The sequence below is a fragment of the Pseudarthrobacter sp. KH_020_B genome (assembly GCF_057840185.1).
Window position 1 is genome coordinate 1,313,874 of record NZ_CM174506.1, and the last position, 25,202, is coordinate 1,339,075.

The following is a 25,202-nucleotide window of genomic DNA, read 5'->3' on the forward strand; positions in this document are numbered from 1 at the left end:
TGGATGGGAGCCCTCACGCATGCCTCGCTGGTGGAGTACCTGCTGGAGGAGGCCTTCGAGGTTGCCGAGACCATCGAGACCGGCGCGGATGACGCCGAGCTCCGCGGCGAACTGGGCGATGTGCTGCTTCAGGTGGTGCTGCACGCCCGGCTCGCCGAGGAGCGCGGCACGTTCACGTTCGACGACGTCGCGCGCGGGCTGAGTGCCAAGATGGTCCGCCGCAATCCGCATGTCTTCCGGCCCGACGGCACGCTGCAGGACAGCTTCCCTGCCACCGTGGCGGAGATTGTCCTCAAGTGGGACGCCGTGAAGACTGCGGAACGTCCGGAGCGGACGGGGCCTTTTGAAGGGATCCCGGACGCCCTGCCGGCCCTGGCGAAGGCGCAGAAGTTCCTCGACCGGGCCGAGCGGGCAGGATCGGTCCCCAACCACTCCCTAACCTCGCAAGCTCGGCCAGGGAACCCTGCGGTTGTGGGCCCAGGCTCCGAAGAGGAGCTCGGCGACCTGCTGCTCGCCGTCGTCGGCTCTGCACGTGCCAAAGGATTCGACGCCGAACGTGCCCTTCGGGGCGCCATCCGGCGGCAGTTCGCGTCGCCATCATGACGTCCGGGTGATGGATAGGGTTCCGTAACCTGAACCACTCTCGACTAGGCTTGGTCCTGACGAGGACGTCCCAGATTTAACGCTATTTTCCAGCTGTTCGTTCCCCCAAAATCGCCCATAAGGAGCACATCCATGGCGCTTATCGATGCCATCCACGCCCGCGAAATCCTCGATTCCCGCGGAAACCCGACCGTAGAAGTTGAAGTACTGCTTTCCGATGGCCAGATCGGCCGCGCGGCAGTACCCTCCGGTGCCTCCACCGGTGAGCACGAGGCTGTTGAGCTCCGTGACGGAGACAAGGGACGTTACCTCGGCAAGGGTGTCCAGAAGGCCGTTGACGCTGTCATCGACCAGATCGCTCCGGCCCTGACCGGCTTCGACGCCACCGACCAGCGCAGCATCGACCAGGCCATGATTGACCTGGACGGCACCCCCAACAAGGCCAAGCTCGGCGCCAACGCCATCCTGGGCGTTTCGCTGGCCGTTGCCAACGCGGCTGCCGCCTCTGCAGACCTGCCGCTGTACAAGTACCTGGGCGGCCCCAACGCGCACGTCCTGCCGGTTCCGCTGATGAACATCCTCAACGGTGGCTCGCACGCCGACTCCGACGTGGACATCCAGGAATTCATGATCGTCCCGATCGGCGCCGAGACCTTCTCCGAGGGCCTCCGCTGGGGCGTTGAGGTCTACCACAACCTCAAGTCCGTCCTGCAGGCCAAGGGCCTGTCCACCGGCCTCGGTGACGAAGGTGGCTTCGCGCCGAACCTGCCGTCCAACCGTGCCGCCCTGGACCTGATCCAGGAAGCCATCACGAACGCCGGCTACACCCCGGGCAAGGACATCGCCCTGGCGCTGGACGTCGCCTCCTCCGAGTTCTTCAAGGACGGCGCCTACCAGTTCGAAGGCAAGGCACTCTCCGCCACCGAGATGAGCGCCTACTACGCCGAGCTCGTGGCCGACTACCCGCTGGTTTCCATCGAGGACCCGCTGGACGAGAACGACTGGGACGGCTGGAAGACCCTCACCGACGCCATCGGCGACAAGGTCCAGCTGGTGGGCGATGACCTCTTCGTCACCAACCCGGCAATCCTGCAGCGCGGCATCGACACCAAGACCGCCAACTCGCTGCTGGTGAAGGTGAACCAGATCGGTTCCCTGACCGAAACCCTGGACGCCGTTTCCCTGGCCCAGCGTGCCGGTTTCACCACCATCACCTCGCACCGCTCCGGCGAAACCGAGGACACCACCATTGCTGACATCTCCGTTGCCACCAACGCGGGACAGATCAAGACCGGTGCCCCGGCCCGCTCCGAGCGCGTCGCCAAGTACAACCAGCTGCTGCGCATCGAAGAAGAACTCGACGACGCCGCACGCTACGCCGGCCGCAGCGCTTTCCCGCGTTTCAAGGGCTAGTAGCCGCGTAAACCTCTGACCGGTGGCTATGGTTGAAAGACCATAGCCACCGGTTTTTGTTTTAGCCGTCATTGATTGAGCCGGCATCAAGCGCAGAGTTGCGGCCAGAGGCAGGCCGCACGTTTCAGGAGTGTCATGGCTACCCGCCGTCCCAAAGTTCCCAAAGCAGCTTCGAGGCACCAGGCCACCACGGACCCAGCCAAGGAAGGCACCGGCGTCATCCGCGCTGATTTTGGCGGTACAGCCGGCAGCGCAAAGGGCGGGACCAAGGGCAAGGCCGGCCCGGCATCCAGCGCCGGAACGTCCGGAGCGGACACCAAGCTCCCGGCCACCAGAGGGCAGGGCAGCGGCCGCGGCGTGAACACCGCGGGCAAGACGCCGAAGCCTGACACCGCCGAGGATGACACCCAGCCGGTACCTGCCAAGGCGTTCTCCGGCCGCATGCTGGCACTCGCCGTGGTCATGATTGCCATCACCATCATGCTGGCACCCACCGTGAAGATCTTCTTCGACAAACGCGCCGAACTCGCCGCCCTCAGCGCCGATATTGCCGCCCGCCAGGCCGAGCAGGACGGCCTGCGGCAGCAGATCTCGCGGTGGCAGGATCCGAACTACGTGAAACAGCAGGCGCGCGACCGCATTAACATGGTTATGCCGGGTGAATCCGGCTACTGGGTCTTCGGCAGCGATCTGCCGGCCGGAACAAGCAGTAGCCAGACCGCCACAGCAGCACAAGACCCCGCCGATCTGCCGTGGGTGGATTCCCTGTGGGAGTCCATCAGGCGTGCGGCCACAGACTGAACAGCTAGAGGAAGGATGGCCCGTTCCAGTGGAAGAAAACACGGCGACTGCGCCGGAGAAGTCCCGCCAGCCATCAGCACAGGATCTTGAAGTACTCAGCAGGCAGTTGGGACGGCCGGTGCGCGATGTGGTGGAAATCCCGGCGCGCTGCGTCTGTGGCAACCCCCTCGTCGCTGCCACGGCGCCGCGGCTGAGCAACGGGACACCGTTTCCCACTACGTTCTATCTGACGCACCCCGTCATCACTTCCGCGGTTTCCAGGCTGGAAGCTGCCGGGCTGATGAACGACATGAATGAGCGACTGAGCGCCGATGAGCCGCTCGCGGCCGCCTACCGTGCGGCCCACGAGGACTATCTCGGAGCCCGCGCGGCCATTGGCGAGCGTTCCGGCATCGGCGCCGTCCCGGAGATTGACGGCATCTCCGCCGGCGGCATGCCCACCCGGGTCAAATGCCTCCACGTCCTGGTGGGCCACTCCCTCGCGGCGGGGCCCGGCGTGAATCCGCTGGGGGATGAGGCCATTGCCGGCATCAGTGAATGGTGGACAAGGGACCGCTGCTACTGCGACGGCGCCTGGGACACCGCGGGGGAGGCCCCGTCAAAGGATCTCAGCCGCCACGGACCCCAGGGCCTGCCGGAGATCGTGGGCCGGCCCGCGCCCGTCCGCAAGAGCGCAGGCACTGACGGGGCAGGGGTATGACCCGCGTCGCCGCCATCGACTGCGGCACGAACTCGCTCCGCCTGCTCATCGCCGATATCGACCGCAGCAGCGGGACAGCGAAGCTCACCGACGTTGTCCGGGAAATGCGGGTTGTCCGGCTGGGCCAGGGAGTGGACGCCGCCGGCGAACTTGCCCCTGAGGCGCTGGAGCGCACCTTCGCGGCCACTGCGGATTACGCGGCCCTGATCCGCGAGCACGGCGCCGAGTCCATCCGTTTCGTGGCAACCTCGGCCAGCCGGGACGCGCGCAACCGCCAGGTCTTTGTGGATGGGATCCGGGACCTGCTGGGCGTTGAGCCGGAGGTTATCTCGGGCGATGAAGAAGCTGCCCTGTCCTTCGCCGGGGCCAGCAGCGTCCTGCCCATCCTTGACGGCGAGCAGGTATTGGTGGTTGACCTCGGCGGCGGCAGCACGGAGTTCGTCCTCGGGACCGCCGGCGGTGTCACCGCCGCCAAGTCCGTGGATGTCGGCTGCGTCCGCCTGACCGAACGGCACCTGCAGGACGATCCGCCCACGGCCGAGCAGATCGCCGCCGCGGAAGCCGACGTCGACGCCGCCATCGCCCGTGCGGCACTGGACGTTCCGCTGGAACGCGCCACCGCCGTCGTCGGCGTGGCCGGCTCAATCACCACCATCACCGCCCACGCGCTGCGGCTTCCGGAGTATTCACCGGCGGCGATCCACGGCACGGAACTGTCCATCGGCACCATCACCGAGGCCGCCACCGACCTCCTCCACATGACGAGGGGAGAACGTGCCGGACTGGCGTACATGCACCCCGGCCGCGTCGATGTCATGGGCGCCGGCGGGCTGGTATGGCGGCGCATCCTGGAGCGGCTGAATGAACTCACCGCGGGCCGGATCGTCACGGCCACGGCCAGCGAACACGATATTCTTGACGGAATTGCCCTGAGCCTCCACTAACCAGGCCATCAGCCAACCAAGCATGGGAACCCACATGACCAGAGCAACAGCACGGTTCCGCCGGGCCGCGTCAGCTCTCCTGGCGATCACCCTTGCAGGCGTCAGCCTGGCCGCCGGACTGACCCTGGCGCCCGCGGCAACGGCCGACGCCGAACGGGACAAACAGTACTGGCTTGGCGAATTCGGAATTACGAAGGCCTGGGAAGTTTCCAAGGGCGCCGGGGTCAAGGTCGCGGTGATCGACAGCGGCGTTGATGCCCAGCACCCGGACCTGTTGGGCGCCGTCACCGGAGGCTTCGACGTGTCCGGGGCCGGCAGCCCCAACGGGCAGAAGAGCCTGGGGGTCAAGCCTGAACACGGAACCCTGGTAGCCACCATCCTGGCCGGCCGCGGACACCGGCCGGCCGGCGCGACCGCTTCGCCCAGTCCCGGCTCCGCTGCCACCGGCGGACCGGACGGCATGATTGGCGTGGCTCCTGAAGCTGAGATCCTGTCGGTGTCAACGTGGCTGGGATCGGCCAACCCTGCCGGCAAGAGTGATCAGGACCAGATCCCCGAAGCTGTCCGTTGGGCCGTGGACAACGGGGCCAAAGTCATCAACATTTCGCTGGGCAGCGCCACGCCGCAGTGGCCCCAGAGCTGGGACGCTGCCTTCCTCTATGCCGAACAGAAGGATGTGGTGATCGTGGCCGCCGCCGGAAACCGGATAGGCGGCAACCTCCAGGTCGGCGCGCCCGCCACCATCCCCGGCGTCCTCACGGTCGCCGGCCTGGACCGCAAGGGCACAGCGAGCGTCGACTCGTCCTCGCAGGGGATCAGCATCGGTGTGGCGGCCCCGGCCGAAAACCTGCTGGGCGGGCTGCCCGGCGGCGGCTACGCGGAATGGGCGGGAACCTCCGGAGCTGCCCCGATTGTTGCCGGGGTGGCCGCACTCATCCGTTCCAAGTGGCCGGAGATGAGCGCCAAGCAGGTCATCAACCGGATCGTCAGCACAACCAAGGATGCCGGTCCTGCCGGAAAAGACCCGCTGTACGGCTTTGGTGTGCTGAACGCAGAGGCCGCCCTGAAGGACTCCGTCCCGGAAGCCTCCGCCAACCCGCTCGGCTCCATCTCGGACTGGATCCGCGTACACCGGCGCGGCAACCTTGGTGCGCCGGCACCGGTGCCCACCGACGAAGTGGCCAGTGCTGTCCCCACCCTCCCGGAGCCCACTGTGCCCGCGGCGGAGGCGCCCTCACAGCGTGACAGTGCCGTTGGCGCCGCCGTCGTGATCGGTTCAGTGGTCCTCTTTGTGGTGATCATAGGGGCCGCTGCCTTCCAGCTGCGGAGGGCTGTCCGAACCCCCGGAACGGCGCGCGAGGAACCCGATACCGGGGCGTTCCAAACCGCTGATTCAGGCGGCAAGACGTAGTTAGTGAAGATTTTCACAAACTGTTGTATCCTTAAATCATGGCAACCACCCCAGAGCTCCAGGACCGTCCCAGGGTACTCGTCGTCGGCGGCGGGTACGTCGGCCTGTACGTAGCACTCAAACTGCAGAAGAAGATCGCGAATGCCGGTGGCATCGTCACCCTCGTGGATCCACTGCCCTACATGACCTACCAGCCCTTCCTGCCCGAAGTGGCCGGCGGCAACATCGAGGCCCGCCACGCAGTGGTCTCGCACCGCCAGCACCTGAAGCAGACTGAACTCATCCAGGGCAGCGTCACCTCGATCGACCACGCCAACCGCACCGCCGTCGTGGCACCCGCGGACGGCGGAGAGCACATCGAGATCCCCTACTTCGACATCGTGGTGGCCGCAGGCGCCATCACCCGCACATTCCCCATCAAGGGCCTGGCGGACAAGGGCATCGGCCTGAAGACCATCGAAGAGGCTGTGGCCCTTCGCAACAAGGTGCTGGAGCGCCTCGAGGCCGCGTCCACCATCGCGGACCCCGCTGCCCGCGCCAAGGCACTGACGTTCGTGGTTGTCGGTGGCGGCTTCGCCGGCATCGAGTGCATCACCGAAATGGAAGACCTGGCCCGCGCCGCGGTCAAGAACAACCCCCGCATCCGTCAGGAAGAAGTACGCTTCGTCCTGGTTGAAGCCATGGGCCGCATCATGCCCGAGGTCACGGCACCGCAGGCCGAATGGGTTGTGGAGCACCTCCGCAGCCGCGGCATCGAGGTCCTGCTCAACACCTCCCTGGACAGCGCTGAGGGCTCCCTGAAGCTCATCAACCTCCCGGACAAGTCCCTCGCCCAGGAATTCGAAGCCGACACCCTCGTCTGGACTGCCGGCGTGCAGGCCAACCCGATGATCCGCTCCTCCGATTTCCCGCTGGAACCGCGCGGCCGCGTCCGCGTTCTGCCGGACCTGCGCATCGGCGGCGATGAAGGCATCATCGACAACGCCTGGGCCGCGGGCGACATCGCCGCCGTGCCGGACCTCACGGGCAGCGGCCTGCCGGACGGCACCTGCGTCCCGAACGCCCAGCACGCACTTCGCCAGGCCAAGCGCCTCGCCAAGAACCTGTGGGCTTCGCGCTGGGACAAGCCGCTGAAGGACTACAAGCACAAGAACCTGGGTGCTGTGGCCGGCTTCGGCGAGTGGAAGGGTGTCGCCAACATCAGCCTCGTGGGCCGCATCGGCCTCAAGGGCCCGCTCGCCTGGCTGGCACACCGTGGCTACCACGGCATGGCCATGCCCACCATGGAGCGCAAGGTCCGCGTCATCATGGGTTGGATCCTCGCGTTCTTCATGGGCCGCGACACCACCCAGCTGATCGACCTCGACAACCCGCGCGGCGCCTTTGTGGCCGCTGCAACGCCGGCTCCCAAGCCGGCCGCGGCCGCTCCCGCCCCGGCAGCAAGCACACCTGAGGCGCCTGCCGCAGCAGTACAGCCGGGCTCCGCGGCTGCCACCAGCGTGGACGCCAAGGAGTCGGTCACCGCGGACGCCAAGTAAAACTGGCATCCTGACGCAGCATTTGTAACGCCCGACGGCGGCTGTCCCCTTGAGGGGGATAGCCGCCGTTTCGCGTATCCCGCCGGGTGTCCCTTCTAGACTGTCAGCATGACTGGCGAAAAGAACCTCCAGACCCTGCTGGCAACACTGAAACCGGTACTGCGGGAGGGGGAGTACGTCTACGTCCTGTGGCCGCATGGCAGGCCCCTCGAGCCGGGCATCGAAGCTGCCGTGCGTGAGGCTGAGGGCCTGACGGTTGTCCTGCCGCGGGAAGCGGCGGACAGCCTGGGGCTGCACTACGACTTTGTGGCGGCATGGATCACCCTGGAGGTGCACTCGGCGCTGGAAGCTGTTGGCCTGACCGCCGCCGTCGGGAAAGCCCTGACCGACGCCAGGATCAGCTGCAACGTGCTGGCCGGGTTCCACCACGACCACCTGCTGGTGCCGGTGGCGGACGCACCACGCGCCGTCGAGGCCCTCGCTGAGCTGTCAGCCGCCAGCCGGCACCAGCCGCGGCCTGAGCTGCTGCTCCGGAACGAGACGGCTGCGGACCGGGACAAGATCCTTGCGCTGACTGCGGAGGCGTTCGCAGTCTCTCCCGTCACGGGCCTGCCGGTAGACGGGGAGCCCGAAGAGGTGGAAGTGCTCCGCCAGCTCTTCGAATGTGAGGACTACCTGCCGGAGTTCAGCGTGGTGGCGGTGCTCGATGACGAAATAGTCGGCCATGTGATCAGCACACGCGGCTGGGTGGGCGGCTACGGGTTGCTTGGGCTTGGGCCCATCGGGGTTACACCCAGGCTGCAGCGCCACGGGATCGGCACTGCCCTCATGAATGACACCATCGCCCGGGCCAACGCGGCGGGGGAGGGCGGCATTGCGCTGCTGGGCAGCACGGAGTACTACCCGCGCTTCGGCTTCGTCCCGGCTACGAACTTCGGCGTTCTGCCGCCCGACGAAGCGTGGGGCGACCACTTCCAGCTGCTCCCGCTGGCCGTCTGGCCCGGCGGCGTCCACGGGACCTTCCGGTACGCCGGACCGCTTGCGGGCCAATGACGGGATACCATTGACCGGGCGCCCCAGTAGCCCAATTGGCAGAGGCAGCGGACTTAAAATCCGCGTGTTGTGGGTTCGAGTCCCACCTGGGGCACAAATTCTCCCTATGGAGTTCCTCCTGCTGCGCCATGCCGCACCCCCGCGTGACCTCAACAGACCTCTTCCGTTAGTTGATTCCGCATATGCAACGACTGTTATAAGGATGTGACCTCAGTCACTTATATCCGCCGAAGATATGCATTAGCTTGAAGTTAAATCAGGAACACCTGATCATCCGCATCAAAGGCCGTTCGCACCTTTCGATCCAGGAGATTGTCAATGATTTCACTCCCCACGGCGGCACCCCGCGTTGCTAAGCTCACAGCGCTTAGCGTCGGCGTCGCCCTGCTGGCCACTGCCTGTGGTGGTACCTCCACCCCGACGGCGACCACGACAACCAAGCCGGCAGGCCTTTCCTGCCCTGCTCCTTCGGAAGGACTCAAGGCACCCGTGATCCCCGCGTCAGGGACTGTGCCCCCGTCCTCAACCACCACTGACACGCCTCTGAAGATCGGCACCCTGTTGCCGACCACCGGAGCACTGTCCTACCTCGGCCCGCCCGAGATTGCCGGCGTTGAGCTCGCGAAGAATGAAATCAATGCCGCGGGCGGCGTCCTTGGCAAACCAATCGAAGTGACGCACCGGGACTCCGGTGACACCACTACAGATGTCGCCACACAGTCCGTAACCAACCTGCTGGGCCTGGGTGTCAGCGCCATCATTGGTGCCGCCTCCTCCGGCGTTTCCAAGACTGTCATCAACCAGATCACCGGCGCCGGGGTTGTCCAGTTCTCGCCTGCCAACACCTCCGTGGACTTCACCGCGTGGGACGACAAGGGCCTGTACTGGCGGACCGCCCCGTCCGATGTCCTGCAGGGTTCCGTGCTGGGTAACTACGCAGCCTCCTGTGGCGCACAGACACTGGGCATGCTGGTACTCAACGATTCCTACGGCACCGGGCTTGGCAAGAAGCTCAAGGAGACGTTCGAGAAGGCTGGCGGCAAGATCGTCGCCGAAGAGCTGTTCAACGAAGGCGACTCCCAGTTCAGCACCCAGGTGGACAAAGTTATCGCCGCGAAGCCGGATGCCGTTGCTGTCATTTCCTTCGTTCAGGGCAAGAGCATCATCCCGCTCCTGACCGGCAAGGGCATCAAGGCCGAGCAGATCTTCCTGGTCGACGGCAACACCGTTGACTACAGCAAGGATTTCCAGCCCGGCACGCTCACCAAGGCGCATGGCACGATTCCCGGAACTACTGCCGGTGAAGACTTCAGGAAGTCGCTGTTGGCTGTCGATCCTACCCTGAAGGATTTCATCTACGCCGGTGAGAGCTGGGACGCTGCCAACCTGACCGCGCTCGCGGCAGAGGCCGCCAAGAGCACCAAGGGTGTGGACATCGCCAAGCAGCTGCAGGCCGTGTCCAAGGATGGCGAGAAATGCTACAGCTTCGCCAACTGCGTGACGCTGCTGCGCGAAGGCAAGGACATTGACTACGACGGCCAGTCCGGTCCGGTCTCTTTTGCCGACAGCGGGGATCCTTCAGAAGCAACCATCGGTGTGTACGAGTACAAGGAAGACAACAAGATCACCCTCGTCAAGGAAGAGTTCGGCAAGCTGTAAGCCTGTTCCTCCGCTGACAGAGAAGACCCCCGTCCGGTTCACACCGGGCGGGGGTCTTCTCTATGGGTGCCGCTTTGGTGGGACTGACCAGTCCCGGCGGGCCAGTTATTCTTGGTCCCGTCAGTCCTGGTCGGCCAGGGTTCCCAGATAGAGCTGGATGACCTTCGGATCCTTCATCAGGTCGCGTCCGGTGCCCGTGTACGCGTCCTTGCCCTGGTCCAGCACATAGCCGCGATCGCAGATCTGCAGGCAGCGCCGGGCGTTCTGCTCCACCATGATCACCGAGACACCCGCCCTGTTGATCTCGTGCACACGGAGGAAGGTCTCGTCCTGCCTGACGGGCGAGAGGCCCGCCGAGGGCTCATCAAGCAGCAGTACGGCGGGATCCATCATCAGGGCCCGGCCCATCGCCACCATCTGGCGTTCACCGCCGGACAACGAACCCGCGCGCTGCGCGCGCCGTTTGCCAAGTTCGGGGAACAGGCCGGTCACGAAATCAAACCGCTCGGCAAAAGCCTTCGGCTTCTGGAACATCCCCATCTGCAGGTTCTCTTCGATGGTCAGCGCCGCGAACACGTTGTTTGTCTGCGGCACGAATCCCACACCCTGGCTGACCAGCTTGTTCGCCTTGAGGCCGGTGATGTCCTTGCCGCGGACCACCACGGTCCCCGAATGGACTTTGACCAGTCCGAACATTGCCTTCAGCAGGGTGGACTTGCCGGCCCCATTGGGGCCGATGATGCCGATCAGTTCCCCTTTGCGTGCTTCAATGCTGCAGCCGTTGAGGATGTTCACGCCCGGGAGGTAGCCGGCCACAAGGTTCTTTACCGAGACGACAGCGCCGTCGGCGTGCGCCGGACTTGCCGCCGGGGCTGTTGCGCTGGCTGCGCTCATTTTCCGTCCTTCTTTTCGAGTCCCGAGACAACTACTTCCGGGGCGATAATGCCGGCGTTTTCGGTGCCGACGATCGATTCGTCGTCTGCCTCAAGTTCGGCTTCGAGTTCCCTGATGCCTTCGGCGTCGCCGAGGTCCACATCGTGATGGGCGCCGAGGTAGGCGTCAATAACGGCAGGGTCCTTCATAACGTCCGCTGGAGGCCCTTCGGCCACGATCCTGCCTTCCGCCATGACCACGACCCAGTCGGCGATGTGCCGCACCATGTTCATGTCGTGTTCGACGAAGAGCACGGTCATGCCCTCGGATTTGAGGTTTTTAATATGGTCCAGCAGCGACTGGGTGAGGGCCGGATTCACGCCGGCCATGGGCTCATCCAGCATGACGAGCTTCGGCCGGACCATAAGGGAGCGTGCCATCTCGAGCAGCTTGCGCTGGCCGCCGGACAGGGAGGCGGCATAGTCATCCTTCTTGGCGTCCAGCTTGAATTTCTCCAGCAGGACGTTCGCCTGCGCGGTGATTTCCTTTTCCCGGCTTCCCCAGATTCCCTTGAAGAGGGCCTTGGAGAGACGCTCGCCCGGCTGGTCGGCAGCTCCGAGCCGCATGTTTTCCATGACCGTGAGCTTGCCCATGACCTTGGTCAGCTGGAAGGTCCTCACCATGCCCATTCGGGCGACTTTGTAAGGGGAAACGCCCGCGATGCTCTGGCCCTCAAACTGCCACTTGCCGGAGTTCGGGTTGTCGAATCCGGTCAGAAGATTAAACAGGGTGGTTTTGCCGGCCCCGTTCGGCCCGATCAGGGCAGTGATCTTGTGCCTCGGAATTTCGAGATAGTCGACATCCACAGCATTGATGCCGCCGAAGCTCCGCGTGACGTTTTCTGCCACCACGATGGGATCGCGCTTCTTGCAGCCGGGTGCAGTGTCGCCAGCCACGATGGGGCGGGTGTCGGTCATGTAGTCGATGTTCATTTCACGCTGTTCACTCATGCGAATGCCAGCTCCTTCTTATTACCAAAGACGCCCTGGGGCCGGAAGATCATCAGGAGCATCAGCGCAACACCGACAAGGATGAACCGGAGCTGGCCCGCCTGGATGGTGGTCAGCCAGGTGATGATCCCGGACTCGATCAGCCCGCTCAGAATGCCCTGGGTGAGCGAGAGCACCACCCAGAACATCATGGCCCCGATCACGGGGCCGAGGACGGTGGCCATTCCGCCCAGCAGGAGACACGTCCAGAGGAAGAACGTCAGCTCCGTGCCGTAGTTGGCTGGCTGGATCGCGCCGCGGGGAAGCGTGAAGATCATCCCGGCGAAGGCGCCCAGGACACCGCCGATGATCAGGGCCTGCATCTTGTAGGCATAGACGTTCTTGCCGAGCGACCGCACGGCGTTTTCATCCTCCCGGATGCCCTTGAGGACCCTGCCCCAGGGGCTGCGCATCAGCAGCCACACCAGAATGCCGGCAACAATGACCAGCGTCCAACCGACGATCCGGATGAAGAAGTCACGGTTGTTCATGCCCAGGGGGTACGAGCCCGGCGGGAACGGGTTCATCTCGTAGAACCCGCCCTCGAACGCTGCCAGGCCGTTGGCTGAGCCCGTGACCGCCGTCCAGCCGTTGGTGGTGACGAGATACCGGACAATTTCGGCCGCCGCAATGGTGACGATCGCCAGGTAGTCCGCCCGGAGGCGCAGCGTCGGAATGCCGAGGATCATCGCAAAAATCGCTGCTGCGACGATGGCGATGAGCAGGGCCACGAAGAACGGCGCTTTGAACGTCAGAGTGGAGATGGCGAAGCCGTAGGCGCCCACCGCCATGAAGCCTGCCTGGCCGAAGTTCAGCAGGCCGGAGTAGCCAAAGTGGACGGCGAGGCCCAGAGCCGCCAAAGCGTAGGCGGCAGTGGTGGGGCTGATGAGTTCGCCGAAGGCGTTGGAAAGAATTGCTGCAAAATCCATGATTGGTCCTTCCTATCCCACGCGCTCGCGGCGGCCCAGAATGCCTTGCGGCCGGATGAGCAGGACGATGATCATGACGCCTAGGGGTATGACGTATTTGAGGTCTGCGGGTGCCCCGAAGACAGTGGTCAGTTCGGTGAAGATACCAACGACCACGGAGCCAACGAGGGCTCCGAAAACGGTCCCGAGACCGCCCAGGGTGACTCCGGCGAAGATCAGGAGCAGGATCTGCGAACCCATGTTGAACGAGACGCCGGGGCGGTAGTAAGCCCACAGAATGCCGCCGAGTGAGGCGAGCACGCCGCCGACAATCCACACAATGCGGATCACGCCGTCCACATCGATGCCGGAGGCTGCGGCCAGTGCGGGGTTGTCAGCGACGGCGCGGGTGGCCTTGCCGAGCCTGGTCTTCATCAGCACCAGGCCCACGATGATGATGACTACGGCGCTGATGATGAGGGACCACAGATTATTCGGGGAGATGGAAATCGGCCCGAGCTGGATCTCGGCACTTTGAGCGCCAGGAAGCTGCTCGGTACCGCCGCCGAAGTAAAACTGGATGACATAGCGGGCGGCGAGGGCCAGGCCGATGCTGACGATCATCATGGGAACGAGGCCCGTGCCGCGGCCTCGCAGGGGCTTCCACAGCCAGGTGTCCTGCGCGTAGCCCACCAGGCCTCCGCCCAGCAGGGCAACGACGATGGCCAGCCAGAACGGCGCTCCCACGGCATTGAGAACAAAAACCAGGACGGCGCCCAGCGTGACCATCTCGCCGTGGGCAAAGTTGGTCAGGCCCGTGGTGCCGAAAATAAGCGAGAGGCCCACGGCGGCAAGGGCGAGCAGGAGCCCGAAACTTAAGCCCGCAACGAGCCGGTTGGTCAGGTCCTGGGCGAAGTTGCCCTGCTGCACCACGATGCCTTCGCCGAAGGCGAAGATGGTGGTCTGGTTCGAGGTTTGGCCGAACGTCAACTGGCGTGGGTTTTCCTGGCCGTCGGCCAGTTTGATCCCCTCGGGAAGTGTTCCTTCGTCCAGTTCGATTTCGTACGTGCCCGCTTGTGGGACGCTGAGCGACCAGGATCCGTTGGGGCCGGATGTAGTGGACCCCTCGAACCCTTGGCCGGAGACACTGATCTTGACATCGGCCAGGGGAGCCCCGGCGTTGCGGAGGAACCCGCTGATGCTGAACGGCGAGCTGGTGACCGACGGGGATGGTGTCGGAGACGGGGAAGTGGCCTGTGATGCCGGGGCGACGACGAGCAGGATTACCAGGACAGAGGCAAAAACGGCCCCCATCACTCTCAGCAATCCGCCCGGCCGTCTGTGCGGCAGGCCTTTGGGTGTACTTCTCAAAATGAAAATCCTCCACTTGGGGGGGGTGGCCAGGCTGCGCCTTGGCAACCGCTGCAAACGTCACGGGACGGAGGGTGGTGCTCTCCTGCAGGTTGGGGCCTAATTGTGATATCCGTCACCGTGTGTGGCCTATGTTACAGCTCGTCGGGGCCAAATTTTAGGCTGCGGGGAGGCGGTCTGGTAGCGATCGCATAACAACTGCGTCGCAGTCACGGCGCATCGGCAAAGTGTTCGCAAAGAAACTTCTGTTGATCAGCGGTATTCCATTGAGATCGGAGTGGCCCACACGGGGCCCGCGGCGGGGGCGGCCGTCCATCCGGATGCATCACGGTTGGGTTTCGGCGCCATGGATGGGGGAACTTATTGAAGCGCGGGCACGTGGAAATTGGTAACGTGAACCTTAAGTTCAGCAACCCACCCCCTTACTTGGAGGACACCAGCAATGGCACTTGGCGGAAACCCGATCTTCAACGGAAAGAACTTCCGTGGAGCCACCCAGGCACCGCCTGTCCCGCAGGCGCCCTACGGACAGGCACAGTACGGCCAGCAGCCTTACGGCCAGCGGGCTCCCGGCCAGGTCATGGATCCCCGGAACGGTTGGGGCCAGCAGCAGAACATGACCGATGAGCAGCTGCGCCAGATGTACAACCAGCCGGCCGCAGGTCCTGCGGACACCGGCCGGATGACGTACGACGACGTCATCGTCAAGACCGCCGCATGCCTCGGCGTCCTGCTGGCCGGTGCCGCCGTGACCCTGTTCGTGAGCATGGGGCTGGCCAGCATGCTCATGATCGTTGGCGCGCTGGGCGGCTTCGTCCTGGCCCTGGTCAACACGTTCAAGAAGCAGCCTTCGCCGGCCCTGATCCTGGCCTATGCCGGGCTCGAAGGCCTGTTCCTCGGTGGGCTCACCCGCGTGCTCGACCTGATGTACCCGGGAGTCGGCCTGCAGGCCGTCATCGGCACGCTGTCCGTGTTCACCGTAACGCTGCTCCTGTTCAAGAGCGGCAAGGTACGGGCTACGCCCAAGGCCATGAAGTTCTTTATGATCGCCATAGTGGGTTATGGCCTGTTCTCCGTGGTCAACCTGGTCATGATGATGACGGGTATGACGACGGAACCGTTCGGCCTGCGCAGCGGCATTATTGGTGTTGTCATCGGCATCCTCGCTATCGGCCTCGCCGCATTCTCCCTGGTGATGGACTTCACCAGCATCGAAGCCGGTGTGCAGAGCGGTGCGCCGCAGCGCTTCTCCTGGACCGCAGCCTTTGGCCTGACGGTCACCCTGGTCTGGCTCTACGTGGAGATCATCCGCGTCCTGGCTATCCTCCGCGGCGAGGACTGACAACAAACCCGGCGTCCGCCGTCGTAATCTATACGCACGAAGGGCCCCGCCTGATGTATTTCGCATCAGGCGGGGCCCTCTTTTTTGCGGGTGCCCAGGCTACGAAATGCGCATGGCTCCCGCTGCCGGGGTCACGGTGAAGATGTCAGGCGCTGCATAGCCGGCTTCTGCGAAGGAGCGCCCGACGGCGGCGCGCACCTGCTGCTCCGACGTCACCGGGGTGAGCGCGATGGCTGCCCCGCCGAAGCCGCCGCCGGTCATCCGGGCACCGATTGCCCCGTTGGCGCGGGAGGTGGCCACCGCCAGATCCAGCTCCGGGCAGGAGATTTCAAAGTCGTCCCGCATGGAAACGTGGCTGGCGTCCAGCAGCGCACCGATGGAATCGGGGCCCGCACTGGCCAGCAGCTCCACGGTCTGCAGCACGCGGTCGTTTTCTGTCACGATATGGCGCACGCGCCGGTACGTGACCTCGTCCAGGAGGCCGGCTGCTTCTTCCAGGTCCTCCAGCCGGACGTCACGCAGGGCCTTGACGCCCAGGACTTCGGCGCCCAGTTCGCAGGATGCGCGGCGGGAGGCGTAGCCGCCGTCGGCATGGGAGTGGGAGACCTTCGTATCGATCACCAGCATCACCAGCCCTGCGGGTTCTGCGTCGAAGGGAACCAGCTGAACACTTTGGTCGCGGCAGTCCAGGAAGACTGCGTGCCCCTTGGATCCGCGCAGCGACGCCGACTGGTCCATGATGCCCGTCGGTGCGCCGACAAAGTCGTTCTCCGCGCGCTGCGTGGCGAGGACCATCTCCTCGGGTTCAAGCCCGGCTCCCGTCAGGTCATTCAGGGCCGTGATGACCGCACACTCGATGGCGTGCGACGAGGACAGGCCGGCGCCCAGCGGAACGTTGGAATCCAGCAGCAGGTCCACGCCCGGAACGGTGATGCCCTGCTGCTGCAACGCCCACATCACGCCGAGCGGATACTTCGTCCAGCCCTTGGCGGAAGCCGCGGTCAGGGAGTCGAGGTCGGCGGTGACCAGGCCGTGGTCGCCGTAGGTGGACAGGAGCCGGACCGTGGAGTCCGGCCGGACTGCAACAGCCACCCGGGCGGTCCTGTCGATCGCGAACGGGAGCACAAAACCCTCGTTGTAGTCGGTGTGCTCGCCGATGAGGTTAACGCGTCCGGGTGCCTGCCAGACGCCGTCGGGAAGCCTGCCGAACTCCTGCTCAAAGCGGGCGGCCAGGTCCGCGGTGCCAGGTTCCGCCGGGCAGGTCAGCGGGGTCTGGGCAGTCAACGGGTCAGGGGAGGCGCTCACGCGTGTGCTCCTTCAGGCAGGGCCCCCAGAGGAGCGGAGGAAGTTGTGGCAGGGGCGGGGCTGGATTCCGGGACCACGACGGCACGGAGCCGCTCCGCTACGCTTTCGGGGGTGGTGTCATTGATAAAGGCGCCCATGGCGGCTTCGGACCCGGCCAGGAACTTGAGCTTGTCCGCTGCCCGGCGGGGCGACGTCAGCTGGAGGTGCAGGTAGCTGGCGGGCCGCAGGAGGTCATCGAGAGGTGCCTGGTGCCAGGCCGAAATGTAGGGCGTCGGCGTCGGATAAAGGGCATCGAGCCGTTTGAGCAGGTCAAGGTAGACATGCGCCAGTTCGTCCCTTTCCTCACCGCTCAGGGCGGCCAGGTCGGGCACGTGGCGGTGCGGCACGAGATGGATCTCCAGCGGCCAGCGGGCAGCGAACGGCACGTAGGCGCTGAAATTCTCGCCTTCCATCACCATTCGGCTCCCGTCCTCCCGTTCTGCCCGCAGCAGCGAGCCCGTGAGCGTCTGCCGCCCGTCGGACCCATCATAGAACTTGCGTGCGGCCGCTCCGAGGACCCCTGCCCTGGGCGTGACGTAGGGGTACGCATAGATCTGGCCGTGCGGGTGGTGGAGGGTGACGCCGATGTCGGCCCCCCGGTTTTCGAACGGAAACACCTGCTTGATCCCCGGCAGTGTGCTGAGGACTTCGGTGCGGTGCGCCCACGCCTCAACAACAGTCCGGGCGCGGGCTTCGCTCAGGCCACTGAATGATCCCGTGTGCTCGGGCGTGAATGCCACTACTTCGCAGCGGCCGTACGCAGGTCCCGTGGTGCCCCAGGCCGGTGTGGACGCCACTGGCCCCAGGGCCGGTCCCAGCGACGGGAAGCGGTTTTCAAACACCACAACGTCGTAGTCGGGTGCGGGGATCTCGGAGGGGTTGTTCGGCGTGGTGGGACAGATGGGGCACTGGTCGGCCGGCGGGAGGTGGGTGCGGGACTGTCGGTGGGCAGCGACGGCCACCCACTCGTCGGTGAGGGCATCGAAGCGGACTTCGCCAGGCGCGCCGCGCTCGGGCAACGGCCGGTGATCCGTGGTAGTGGCCGCCGTGCGGGGCTTGGCAGTGGCGCCGTCGTCGAAATAGATCAGCTCCCGGCCATCGGCGAGCGTGGTGGTGGTGATACCTGTCATGGCGGGGGTCCTTTGCGTGCTGGTGCCGGCTGGAGCCGGGCGTCCGTTGCCTCGATCATCCCATATTTCGCTCAAAAAAGAATAGTTTCACACAAAAGATAACATTTTGTGGTGGTGGCAGGCTGTCCTTGCCCCCTGTTACGGTGGTGCTCATGACTTCGAGTGCAACCCCGGACGTGAGCTTTCCCGCCGGATTCCAGACCTACGCCACCGGCCGGCAGTACGAACTCCGCAGGGGTGACGCGTTGGCCGTTGTGACTGAGCTGGCGGCCGGCCTGCGGCTTTACAGCCGCGCCGGTGTCCAGCTCACCGAGACCTATGGGGACGCCGAGATTTCCCCCGGCGCGGCCGGGATCACCCTCGCCCCCTGGGCAAACAGGGTGGAGGGCGGGGTCTGGTACCTGGACGGCAAGAAGCAGCAACTGGACATCACGGAGGTTTCACGGAACAACGCCAGCCATGGACTGCTCCGCAACTCCGCCTACAGCCTGGTTGATGAATCGCAATATTCAGTGACCCTCGAGGCGACGGTCTTCCCGCAGCACGGCTACCCCTTCCTGGTGCGGCACCGGGTCCAATACCTTCTCGCGGAGGACCTTGGCCTGGAAGTCCGCCAGACGCTGATCAACGATTCCAACGCGCCAGCGCCGTTCGTCCTGGGCGCCCACCCATACCTGCGTCTGGGCGACGCGGACGTGGACCACCTGACCCTGACGGTCGCCGCCGGCACACGCCTGGTGGCGGACGAGCGCCTGATCCCGCGGAGCTCGGGGCCCGTCAGCGGGGACAGTGACTTCCGCAGCGGCCAAAGGGTGGGGGACCTTGAGATCGATGTGGCCCTCACTGACCTGACGTTCGACGGAGGTGTGGCCCGCCATGTGCTCAGCGCGCCTGACGGCCGAAGTGTCACGTTGTGGCAGGACGAATCCTGCGGCTACGTCCACATCTTTGTGACAACTGAGCTGCCCGGCAGGCGCAGGGCGGTGGCCATCGAACCCATGACGGGTCCGGCCAACGCCTTCAACTCGGGTGACGGGCTGCGGTGGCTTCCGGCCGGGGAATCGTTCACGATGGCCTGGGGGATCGCTGCTGTCCTGGGCGGGGCCGGATAGACGTTTCGCATAAGGGCCGGTGCTGAGGAAGTATTAGGCTATGACGCCAGCCGAGGACGCCACCCCATCCGATTCAACGCCCACAGGCACGGCGCCGGACACGTTCCGGCCGGTGGAAACTGCCCGCCCGGTGCGGGTGCGTGCGGACCGGGAGCTTGAGCAGGACATTCCGTACGGTATCCGGATCGCTGCGTCGTGGGCCTGGCGGCTCGGCCTCATCCTGCTGGTGGGCGGCGCCCTGGTCTGGCTGCTCAGCCGGATCAGCTTCCTGATTATCCCCGTTATGGTGGCCGCACTGCTGGCCGGGCTGCTGAGCCCCGTGGTGCGCTGGCTGCGGAGCAGGCGCCTGCCGAACGGCGCCGCGGTGGCAATCACGGTGGTGGGGTTTATCGGTCTGATCGCGGGCGCCCTCGCCCTGGTGGGCCGCCAGCTGGCCGCAGGCTTCGGGGAACTGTGGTCCCAGGCGCTGACGGGCGTGAGACAGGTCCAGAACTGGCTGGCCGAGGGGCCGCTGCACCTGACGGCGGACCAGATCGACCAGTACCTCAAGGAAGCCTCCGCCGCCCTCCAGCAAAACAGCAGCAGCATCCTCAGCGGCGCGTTGTCCTTCGGCAGCACCGCGGGCCACTTTGCCGCGGGAATGGTCCTGGCCCTCTTCATCCTGATCTTCTTCCTGCTCGAAGGCGACAGGATCTGGGCCTTCCTGGTCCGCCTCCTCCCGAAGAAAGCTCGTGCGGCAACATTCGGCGCCGGCCGCAAAGGCTGGGCTTCCATGGTCAACTACGCACGGATCCAGATGTTTGTTGCGTTTGTTGACGCCGTAGGCATCGGCGTCGGCGCGGCCATCATCGGGGTGCCGCTGGCCCTGCCCCTGAGCGTGCTCGTGTTCATCGGTTCCTTTATCCCGGTGGTCGGTGCCCTGGTGACCGGGGCCATCGCCGTACTCCTGGCACTGGTGGCCAACGGGCCGGTCAACGCCCTGATCATGCTGGCGATCGTGCTGCTGGTCCAGCAGCTGGAGAGCCATATCCTGCAACCACTCGTGATGGGCAAGGCCGTGGCCCTGCATCCGGTGGCGGTCATCCTCTCCGTGGCGGCGGGTTCGTACCTTGCGGGTATCCCCGGCGCACTGTTCTCAGTGCCCATCCTCGCCGTAGCAAACTCCGCGATTCGCTACATCGCGGCCAGAACGTGGGAACATGAACAGGTGCTGGCAACCCCCGGAGGGCCGGTGACGCCAGGCCCGGACCACGATGACTCGATCAGGGATGTCCGGTTCCCGGGCGTCAGGCCCAAGCGCGGCAAGGACGCCGCAGCCAGCACAGAATCAGCCAATCCGGACGCCCAGGCCTGAGCCGGAGCGCCGGAGCCGTATCCACCCAAGGAGAATAAGTCCGTGAACACCCTTGAAACCCTTCCCGTCACGCTGGACGATGTCCTGGAGGCGCAGAAGCTGCTCGAGGGGATTATTATGCGGACCCCGGTGGAGTCGTCACGGGCCCTGGGTGGGATGGTTGGCGGCGACGTCTTCTTCAAGTGCGAAAACCTGCAGCGGGCCGGATCGTTCAAGGTCCGCGGCGCCTATGTCCGCATGGCCAAGCTCTCGGCTGAGGAGAAAAAACGCGGTGTTGTGGCCGCGTCAGCCGGAAACCACGCACAGGGTGTGGCCGTAGCCGCCAAGAGCCTGGGCATCAAAGCCCGCATCTACATGCCGCTGGGCGTAGCCCTCCCGAAACTGGCGGCCACCCGCAGCCACGGCGCCGAAGTGATCCTCCACGGCCACAACGTGGATGAGGCCCTCGCCGAGGCGCAGCGCTACGCCGACGAGTCCGGCATGGTTTTTGTGCACCCCTTCGACAATGTGGATGTGGTGTCCGGCCAGGGAACCATCGGCCTGGAAATTCTCGAGCAGATCCCCAACGTGGACACCGTCCTGATGGGTGTGGGCGGCGGCGGGCTGCTGGCGGGCGTCGCTGTAGCCATCAAGGCCCGGGCCAGGGAGCTTGGGCGGGAAATCCGCATCATCGGTGTCCAGGCCGAAAACGCCGCGGCTTATCCGCCGTCACTGGCCGCCGACGCCCTGGTTCCGCTGAAGAAAGTTTCCACCATGGCTGACGGCATCGCCGTGGGCCGGCCCGGACAGCTGCCCTTCAGCATCATCCGGGAGCTCGTGGATGATGTTGTCACCGTCAGCGAGGATTCCCTGGCGCGGGCCCTGATCTTCCTGCTGGAACGGGCCAAGATGGTAGTGGAACCTGCCGGAGCGGTGGGAGTGGCCGCCTTAATGGACGGCAAGATCGAAAACCCCGGCACCACGGCTGTGATCCTGTCCGGGGGCAACATCGATCCGATGCTGATGCTCAAGGTCATCCAGCGGGGCCTGTCCGCCGCCGGGCGCTACATGACCGTCCGGATGATGCTGGATGACCGGCCGGGTTCGCTGGCCACCATCGCCCGCATCATCGCCGAAAACGATGCGAACGTCACGGGCCTGGACCACACCCGTGTTGGCGGCTCCATCAGCATGGGCGACGTTTCCATCACCGTGAACCTCGAAACCAAGGGCCACGAACATTGTGAGCAGGTCCTCAGCGCCCTGCGTGCCGAGGGCTTCCAGCCCATTGTGGTGCATTAGGAGCAGCCATGCTTGACGCGACAGGGGACGGAAAGCCGCGGAACCGGGAAACCACAGCCTCGCGGGCGAAAGGCGGGCTGTTGGTGGCCGGCGGCTTTGTGGCCGTGCTCTTTGTGATCGAACTGATCAACATGCTGACCCTGCACGCGCTGAACCGGACGTTCGGGCTCCGGCCGCGGTCCGCAGACGGGCTTCTGGACATCCTGACGTTCCCGCTGCTCCACGCCAATCTGAACCACCTGCTGTCCAATGCCCTGCCGCTGATCGTCTTCGGCTTCCTGGTGTTCCTCTCCGGCGTACGGGTGTTCCTGACGGCCCTCGCGTTCAGCTGGCTGGGCTCCGGGCTGACAGTGTGGCTGATTGGCGACGGCGGCATCACAGTTGGCGCCTCCGGCCTGGTTTTCGGGTTGTTCGCCTTCCTCCTGGTGCGGGGTTTCTTCAACCACAGCTGGCGGCAGATCCTGCTCGCCGTGGTGCTGTTTATGGTCTACGGCGGCATCCTGCTGGGGGTGCTGCCCATTATGGGAAGCTACATCTCCTGGCAGGCGCACCTCGGCGGCGCGGCGGGCGGAGTTGTGGCTGCCCTGTTGCTGCGCCCCAAGCACGCAAGAACGCCGGCCCCCTGACGGGGACCGGCGTTGGCCAGGCCTGGTTGGCCTGAAGCGATCGGTGAAGCGTCAGCCTGCGTAAGGCTTGGCGGAGAGGATTTCCACCGTGATGTCCTTGCCGTTCGGAGCCGTGTAGCTGAGCTTGGCGCCCTCTTTGTGGCCGACGATTGCGGCGCCGAGGGGTGACTTCTCACTGAACACGTCCAGGTCCGAGTCGCCGGCGATTTCGCGGGACCCCAGCAGGAATGTCTCTTCGTCGCCTGCGATCCGGGCGACAACGAGCATGCCGGGCTCGACGATGCCGTCGTCAGCGGGGGACTCGCCCACGTGGGCATCCCGCAGCAGGGCCGTCAGCTGGCGGATCCGGGCCTCAATCTTGCCCTGCTCTTCTTTGGCTGCATGGTAGCCGCCGTTTTCCTTCAGGTCGCCCTCTTGCCGGGCAGCTTCAATCTTCTGGACAATCTCCGCACGGCCAGGGCCGGAAAGGTGGTCCAGCTCTGCCTTCAGGCGGTCAAAAGCTTCCTGGGTGAGCCAGGCTGCAGGCGCGCTGTTGGTGGTAGACACGGACTTCTCCTAATGGTCATACATGCAAAAGACCCCGCAACGGTGGCCACTTATGGAACTCAGCAACCAGCTCAGCGGGGTAAAGGTATTGATCCATTGTAGTCAAAACTCTGGACATACCCAACTGGCATGGGGCGCAGGTCACACGGACCTACGTCCCGGCTCCCGGAATCCAGCAATCGTCCACTACACCGGAAACGGACAGGGACTCCGTCCGCAGTGTCACGCGCTGCGAAACTGTCCTACCGCCGTCGGCCGTTCCGTCAGCTTCTCCGGCCGGGATGTCCACTACTTTCCAGCCCACCACGGCGAACTTGGAGTCGAGGGCCTTGACGGCGCACTTGACGGCCGTTCCCGGTTCCCTGGTGACCTGGAAATCAACCTCGGCCGCAGTGGCATCGATGGTGCTGAAGCCGATGTCCTTGAATGTCACGTCAGAGACGGCTGAGGACGTGGAAACCCAGGCCATAAACCCCACTCCGGCCGCCAGGGCCGCTATGGCGATGCCACGTTTGGCCGCACGCGGGAGGGGCTGCTTTTTACTGCCATAGCGATTGGCTAGGCTAGTGTCTGCAGGCGGGGACACGGCGGGCTGATCCTGGGTAGTCACCAGTCCAGTTTAGTTCGGTTCCGGGCCGTGGCGGTCCGGGCCGGATCGGCGCCCCTCCCCGGCACAGCTATGTTGTCCGTCCAGTCATGCAGTCCCCTCAGTCCAGTGGCCGTCACGGCAGCCACAGAAGAATAAGGAGCCGTCCTCGATGACAGCGTCCACCAATACCCCGGCAACGCTGAGGCTGTTAGCCGTTCATGCGCACCCGGACGACGAGTCCAGCAAGGGTGCGGCCACCATGGCCATGTACGCCGCCGCCGGAGTGGAAGTCATGGTGGCCACCTGCACCGACGGATCCCGGGGCGATATCCAGAACCCTGCCATGGAAGGCGAACCGCATCCCAAGCGGGACATGGCAGGGGCGCGCCGGCTGGAAATGGACCAGGCGGCCAGGGTGCTTGGTATCCAGCAGCGCTGGTTGGGATTCACGGACTCCGGGCTACCCGAGGGCGATCCGCTGCCGCCGCTACCGGCCGGATCCTTCGCCGTCCAGCCGCTGGAGCGCGCAGCCGCGCCGCTGGTGCGGCTGGTCCGGGACTTCAAGCCACAGGTGATCGTCAGCTATGACGAAAACGGGGGATATCCGCACCCGGACCACATCATGGCGCACCGGGTGGCAGTGGAGGCATTTGCCGCTGCGGGTGACCCCAGCAGGTATCCGGACGCGGGAGCGGCCTGGGAACCCAGCAAGCTCTACTACGACAGGGCCTTCAGTCCGGACCGGTTCCGCGCCCTGCATTTTGCCCTGGAGGAAGCGGGCCTGCAGTCCCCGTACGCGCAGCGGCTGGCCGCATGGCTGGAAACGGACGCGGAGGGCCACACGCCGCCGCAGGGTGCCCATGCCACCACCACGCAGATCGACTGCGGAGACTATTTTGAGGCCCGCGACGACGCCCTCCGCGCGCACCGGACGCAGGTGGATCCGCTGGGGTTCTTCTTTGCCGTGTCGGCGGAGATGCAGCGCCGCGTGTGGCCGTGGGAAGACTACACCCTGATCGAGTCCAGGGTCCCCGAGGAACTGCCCGAAAAGGACCTTTTCGCCGGGCTAAGATAGAAGCGGCAGCATATTCTATGCCGTGTAGAAAAGCAGTGGGCTGGTCCGGGTCCCGAGGACCCGTGTCCGGAATCCCCGGCCGGCTGCCCATCAGTTTCCACAGAAGGTTTTAACCGTGCATCACTTGCTCCTCGCCCTGACCACCACCCCTTCACCGCTGCCGACGCCCGGCCTGCGTGAGGGTATCTCCGAGGACCAGATCACCCCGGGCCTGTGGGGCTTCATCATGACGGCCTTCTTTGTGCTGGCCACCACGCTGCTGATTGTGGACATGGTCCGCCGCATCCGCCGCGTCCGCTACCGGGCGCAGGTGGAAGAGGAGCGCCAGGCAGCGGCTGAGGCCGCTGACATTGAAGCTGCGGACGACCACGACGGCCTCGGTACTGCCGGGGACACGGATGCTGCCGGCGACAAAGCGGGACTCGATGACAATGGTCAGGGCCAGGCCGCAGACCGGTCCCAGCCCCGCGAATAAAATCG

Annotated in this window: 24 protein-coding genes and 1 tRNA gene; 17 read left to right on the forward strand and 8 right to left on the reverse strand. The window is 65.1% G+C overall.

What is annotated here, in order from left to right:
* Positions 1 to 3: 3 nt before the first annotated feature.
* From AC3IT0_RS06265 to AC3IT0_RS06310, 10 genes are all read left to right on the forward strand, one after another.
* Positions 4 to 603 (forward strand): MazG nucleotide pyrophosphohydrolase domain-containing protein, encoded by a 600-nt coding sequence (locus tag AC3IT0_RS06265; RefSeq protein ID WP_489323728.1) that lies wholly within the window; start codon positions 4 to 6, stop codon positions 601 to 603.
* A gap of 132 nt (positions 604 to 735) precedes the next feature.
* Entirely contained in the window at positions 736 to 2,016 is a 1,281-nt protein-coding gene (gene eno, locus AC3IT0_RS06270) for a phosphopyruvate hydratase (RefSeq protein WP_489322899.1), read from the forward strand.
* Between the two features lie 135 nt (positions 2,017 to 2,151).
* Positions 2,152 to 2,817 carry an FtsB family cell division protein gene (locus AC3IT0_RS06275; protein ID WP_489322900.1) on the forward strand — a complete coding sequence of 222 codons (666 nt, stop codon included), beginning with the start codon at positions 2,152 to 2,154 and terminating at the stop codon, positions 2,815 to 2,817.
* A 28-nt stretch (positions 2,818 to 2,845) separates the two neighbouring features.
* Positions 2,846 to 3,517 (forward strand): DUF501 domain-containing protein, encoded by a 672-nt coding sequence (locus tag AC3IT0_RS06280; protein WP_489322901.1) that lies wholly within the window; start codon positions 2,846 to 2,848, stop codon positions 3,515 to 3,517.
* Positions 3,514 to 4,461: a Ppx/GppA phosphatase family protein gene (locus AC3IT0_RS06285; protein ID WP_489322902.1), complete on the forward strand. Its 948-nt coding sequence runs from the start codon at positions 3,514 to 3,516 to the stop codon at positions 4,459 to 4,461. Before AC3IT0_RS06280 ends, AC3IT0_RS06285 begins: the two co-directional genes overlap by 4 nt.
* Positions 4,462 to 4,495: 34 nt before the next feature.
* Positions 4,496 to 5,872 (forward strand): S8 family serine peptidase, encoded by a 1,377-nt coding sequence (locus tag AC3IT0_RS06290; protein WP_489322903.1) that lies wholly within the window; start codon positions 4,496 to 4,498, stop codon positions 5,870 to 5,872.
* A gap of 38 nt (positions 5,873 to 5,910) precedes the next feature.
* Positions 5,911 to 7,410, forward strand: coding sequence for an NAD(P)/FAD-dependent oxidoreductase (locus AC3IT0_RS06295; RefSeq protein WP_489322904.1), 1,500 nt, complete (start codon positions 5,911 to 5,913; stop codon positions 7,408 to 7,410).
* 108 nt (positions 7,411 to 7,518) lie between these two features.
* A complete protein-coding gene (locus AC3IT0_RS06300) occupies positions 7,519 to 8,463 on the forward strand; it encodes an N-acetyltransferase (RefSeq protein ID WP_489322905.1) in 945 nt (314 codons plus the stop codon).
* A 20-nt stretch (positions 8,464 to 8,483) separates the two neighbouring features.
* A tRNA-Leu gene (locus AC3IT0_RS06305) sits at positions 8,484 to 8,557 on the forward strand.
* A gap of 224 nt (positions 8,558 to 8,781) precedes the next feature.
* Positions 8,782 to 10,122 carry an ABC transporter substrate-binding protein gene (locus AC3IT0_RS06310; protein ID WP_489322906.1) on the forward strand — a complete coding sequence of 447 codons (1,341 nt, stop codon included), beginning with the start codon at positions 8,782 to 8,784 and terminating at the stop codon, positions 10,120 to 10,122.
* A 120-nt stretch (positions 10,123 to 10,242) separates the two neighbouring features.
* Here the strand turns inward: AC3IT0_RS06310 and AC3IT0_RS06315 are convergent, their stop codons facing one another.
* The 4 genes from AC3IT0_RS06315 to AC3IT0_RS06330 are packed head-to-tail and all read right to left on the reverse strand — an operon-like array spanning position 10,243 to position 14,266.
* A complete protein-coding gene (locus AC3IT0_RS06315) occupies positions 10,243 to 11,016 on the reverse strand; it encodes an ABC transporter ATP-binding protein (RefSeq protein ID WP_489322907.1) in 774 nt (257 codons plus the stop codon).
* Positions 11,013 to 12,005 (reverse strand): ABC transporter ATP-binding protein, encoded by a 993-nt coding sequence (locus AC3IT0_RS06320; RefSeq protein ID WP_489322908.1) that lies wholly within the window; start codon positions 12,003 to 12,005, stop codon positions 11,013 to 11,015. The genes AC3IT0_RS06315 and AC3IT0_RS06320 overlap by 4 nt, the downstream gene beginning before the upstream one ends.
* On the reverse strand, positions 12,002 to 12,973 hold the full coding sequence (locus AC3IT0_RS06325; RefSeq protein WP_489322909.1) for a branched-chain amino acid ABC transporter permease: 972 nt from the start codon (positions 12,971 to 12,973) through the stop codon (positions 12,002 to 12,004). Before AC3IT0_RS06325 ends, AC3IT0_RS06320 begins: the two co-directional genes overlap by 4 nt.
* A 12-nt stretch (positions 12,974 to 12,985) precedes the next feature.
* Positions 12,986 to 14,266, reverse strand: a complete 1,281-nt coding sequence (locus AC3IT0_RS06330; protein ID WP_489322910.1) for a branched-chain amino acid ABC transporter permease — start codon at positions 14,264 to 14,266, stop codon at positions 12,986 to 12,988.
* 499 nt (positions 14,267 to 14,765) lie between these two features.
* Here AC3IT0_RS06330 and AC3IT0_RS06335 point away from each other — a divergent pair, with 499 nt between their 5' ends.
* Positions 14,766 to 15,665: a Bax inhibitor-1/YccA family protein gene (locus AC3IT0_RS06335; protein WP_489322911.1), complete on the forward strand. Its 900-nt coding sequence runs from the start codon at positions 14,766 to 14,768 to the stop codon at positions 15,663 to 15,665.
* Positions 15,666 to 15,764: 99 nt separating this feature from the next.
* Here the strand turns inward: AC3IT0_RS06335 and galK are convergent, their stop codons facing one another.
* Positions 15,765 to 16,931, reverse strand: coding sequence for a galactokinase (gene galK / locus AC3IT0_RS06340; protein WP_489323729.1), 1,167 nt, complete (start codon positions 16,929 to 16,931; stop codon positions 15,765 to 15,767).
* Positions 16,932 to 16,966: 35 nt separating this feature from the next.
* Positions 16,967 to 18,139 carry a galactose-1-phosphate uridylyltransferase gene (gene galT, locus AC3IT0_RS06345; protein WP_489322912.1) on the reverse strand — a complete coding sequence of 391 codons (1,173 nt, stop codon included), beginning with the start codon at positions 18,137 to 18,139 and terminating at the stop codon, positions 16,967 to 16,969.
* Positions 18,140 to 18,291: 152 nt separating this feature from the next.
* Here galT and AC3IT0_RS06350 point away from each other — a divergent pair, with 152 nt between their 5' ends.
* From AC3IT0_RS06350 to AC3IT0_RS06365, 4 genes are read left to right on the forward strand one after another with little or no spacing between them, the layout of a single operon-like run.
* Entirely contained in the window at positions 18,292 to 19,251 is a 960-nt protein-coding gene (locus AC3IT0_RS06350) for an aldose 1-epimerase family protein (RefSeq protein ID WP_489322913.1), read from the forward strand.
* A gap of 40 nt (positions 19,252 to 19,291) precedes the next feature.
* Positions 19,292 to 20,605 (forward strand): AI-2E family transporter, encoded by a 1,314-nt coding sequence (locus AC3IT0_RS06355; protein ID WP_489322914.1) that lies wholly within the window; start codon positions 19,292 to 19,294, stop codon positions 20,603 to 20,605.
* A gap of 42 nt (positions 20,606 to 20,647) precedes the next feature.
* Positions 20,648 to 21,886 carry a threonine ammonia-lyase gene (gene ilvA / locus AC3IT0_RS06360; RefSeq protein ID WP_489322915.1) on the forward strand — a complete coding sequence of 413 codons (1,239 nt, stop codon included), beginning with the start codon at positions 20,648 to 20,650 and terminating at the stop codon, positions 21,884 to 21,886.
* A gap of 8 nt (positions 21,887 to 21,894) precedes the next feature.
* Positions 21,895 to 22,512 (forward strand): rhomboid family intramembrane serine protease, encoded by a 618-nt coding sequence (locus AC3IT0_RS06365; RefSeq protein ID WP_489322916.1) that lies wholly within the window; start codon positions 21,895 to 21,897, stop codon positions 22,510 to 22,512.
* A 51-nt stretch (positions 22,513 to 22,563) separates the two neighbouring features.
* Here the strand turns inward: AC3IT0_RS06365 and greA are convergent, their stop codons facing one another.
* Positions 22,564 to 23,058, reverse strand: a complete 495-nt coding sequence (gene greA, locus AC3IT0_RS06370; protein ID WP_056343498.1) for a transcription elongation factor GreA — start codon at positions 23,056 to 23,058, stop codon at positions 22,564 to 22,566.
* 151 nt (positions 23,059 to 23,209) lie between these two features.
* Complete coding sequence (locus tag AC3IT0_RS06375) at positions 23,210 to 23,668, reverse strand: DUF4307 domain-containing protein (RefSeq protein ID WP_489322917.1); 459 nt, start codon at positions 23,666 to 23,668, stop codon at positions 23,210 to 23,212.
* Positions 23,669 to 23,816: 148 nt separating this feature from the next.
* Here AC3IT0_RS06375 and mca point away from each other — a divergent pair, with 148 nt between their 5' ends.
* Both mca and AC3IT0_RS06385 read left to right on the forward strand, forming a co-directional pair.
* Positions 23,817 to 24,722: a mycothiol conjugate amidase Mca gene (gene mca / locus AC3IT0_RS06380; protein WP_489322918.1), complete on the forward strand. Its 906-nt coding sequence runs from the start codon at positions 23,817 to 23,819 to the stop codon at positions 24,720 to 24,722.
* A gap of 115 nt (positions 24,723 to 24,837) precedes the next feature.
* Positions 24,838 to 25,197, forward strand: coding sequence for a hypothetical protein (locus AC3IT0_RS06385; protein WP_489322919.1), 360 nt, complete (start codon positions 24,838 to 24,840; stop codon positions 25,195 to 25,197).
* The last annotated feature ends 5 nt before the right edge of the window (positions 25,198 to 25,202 follow it).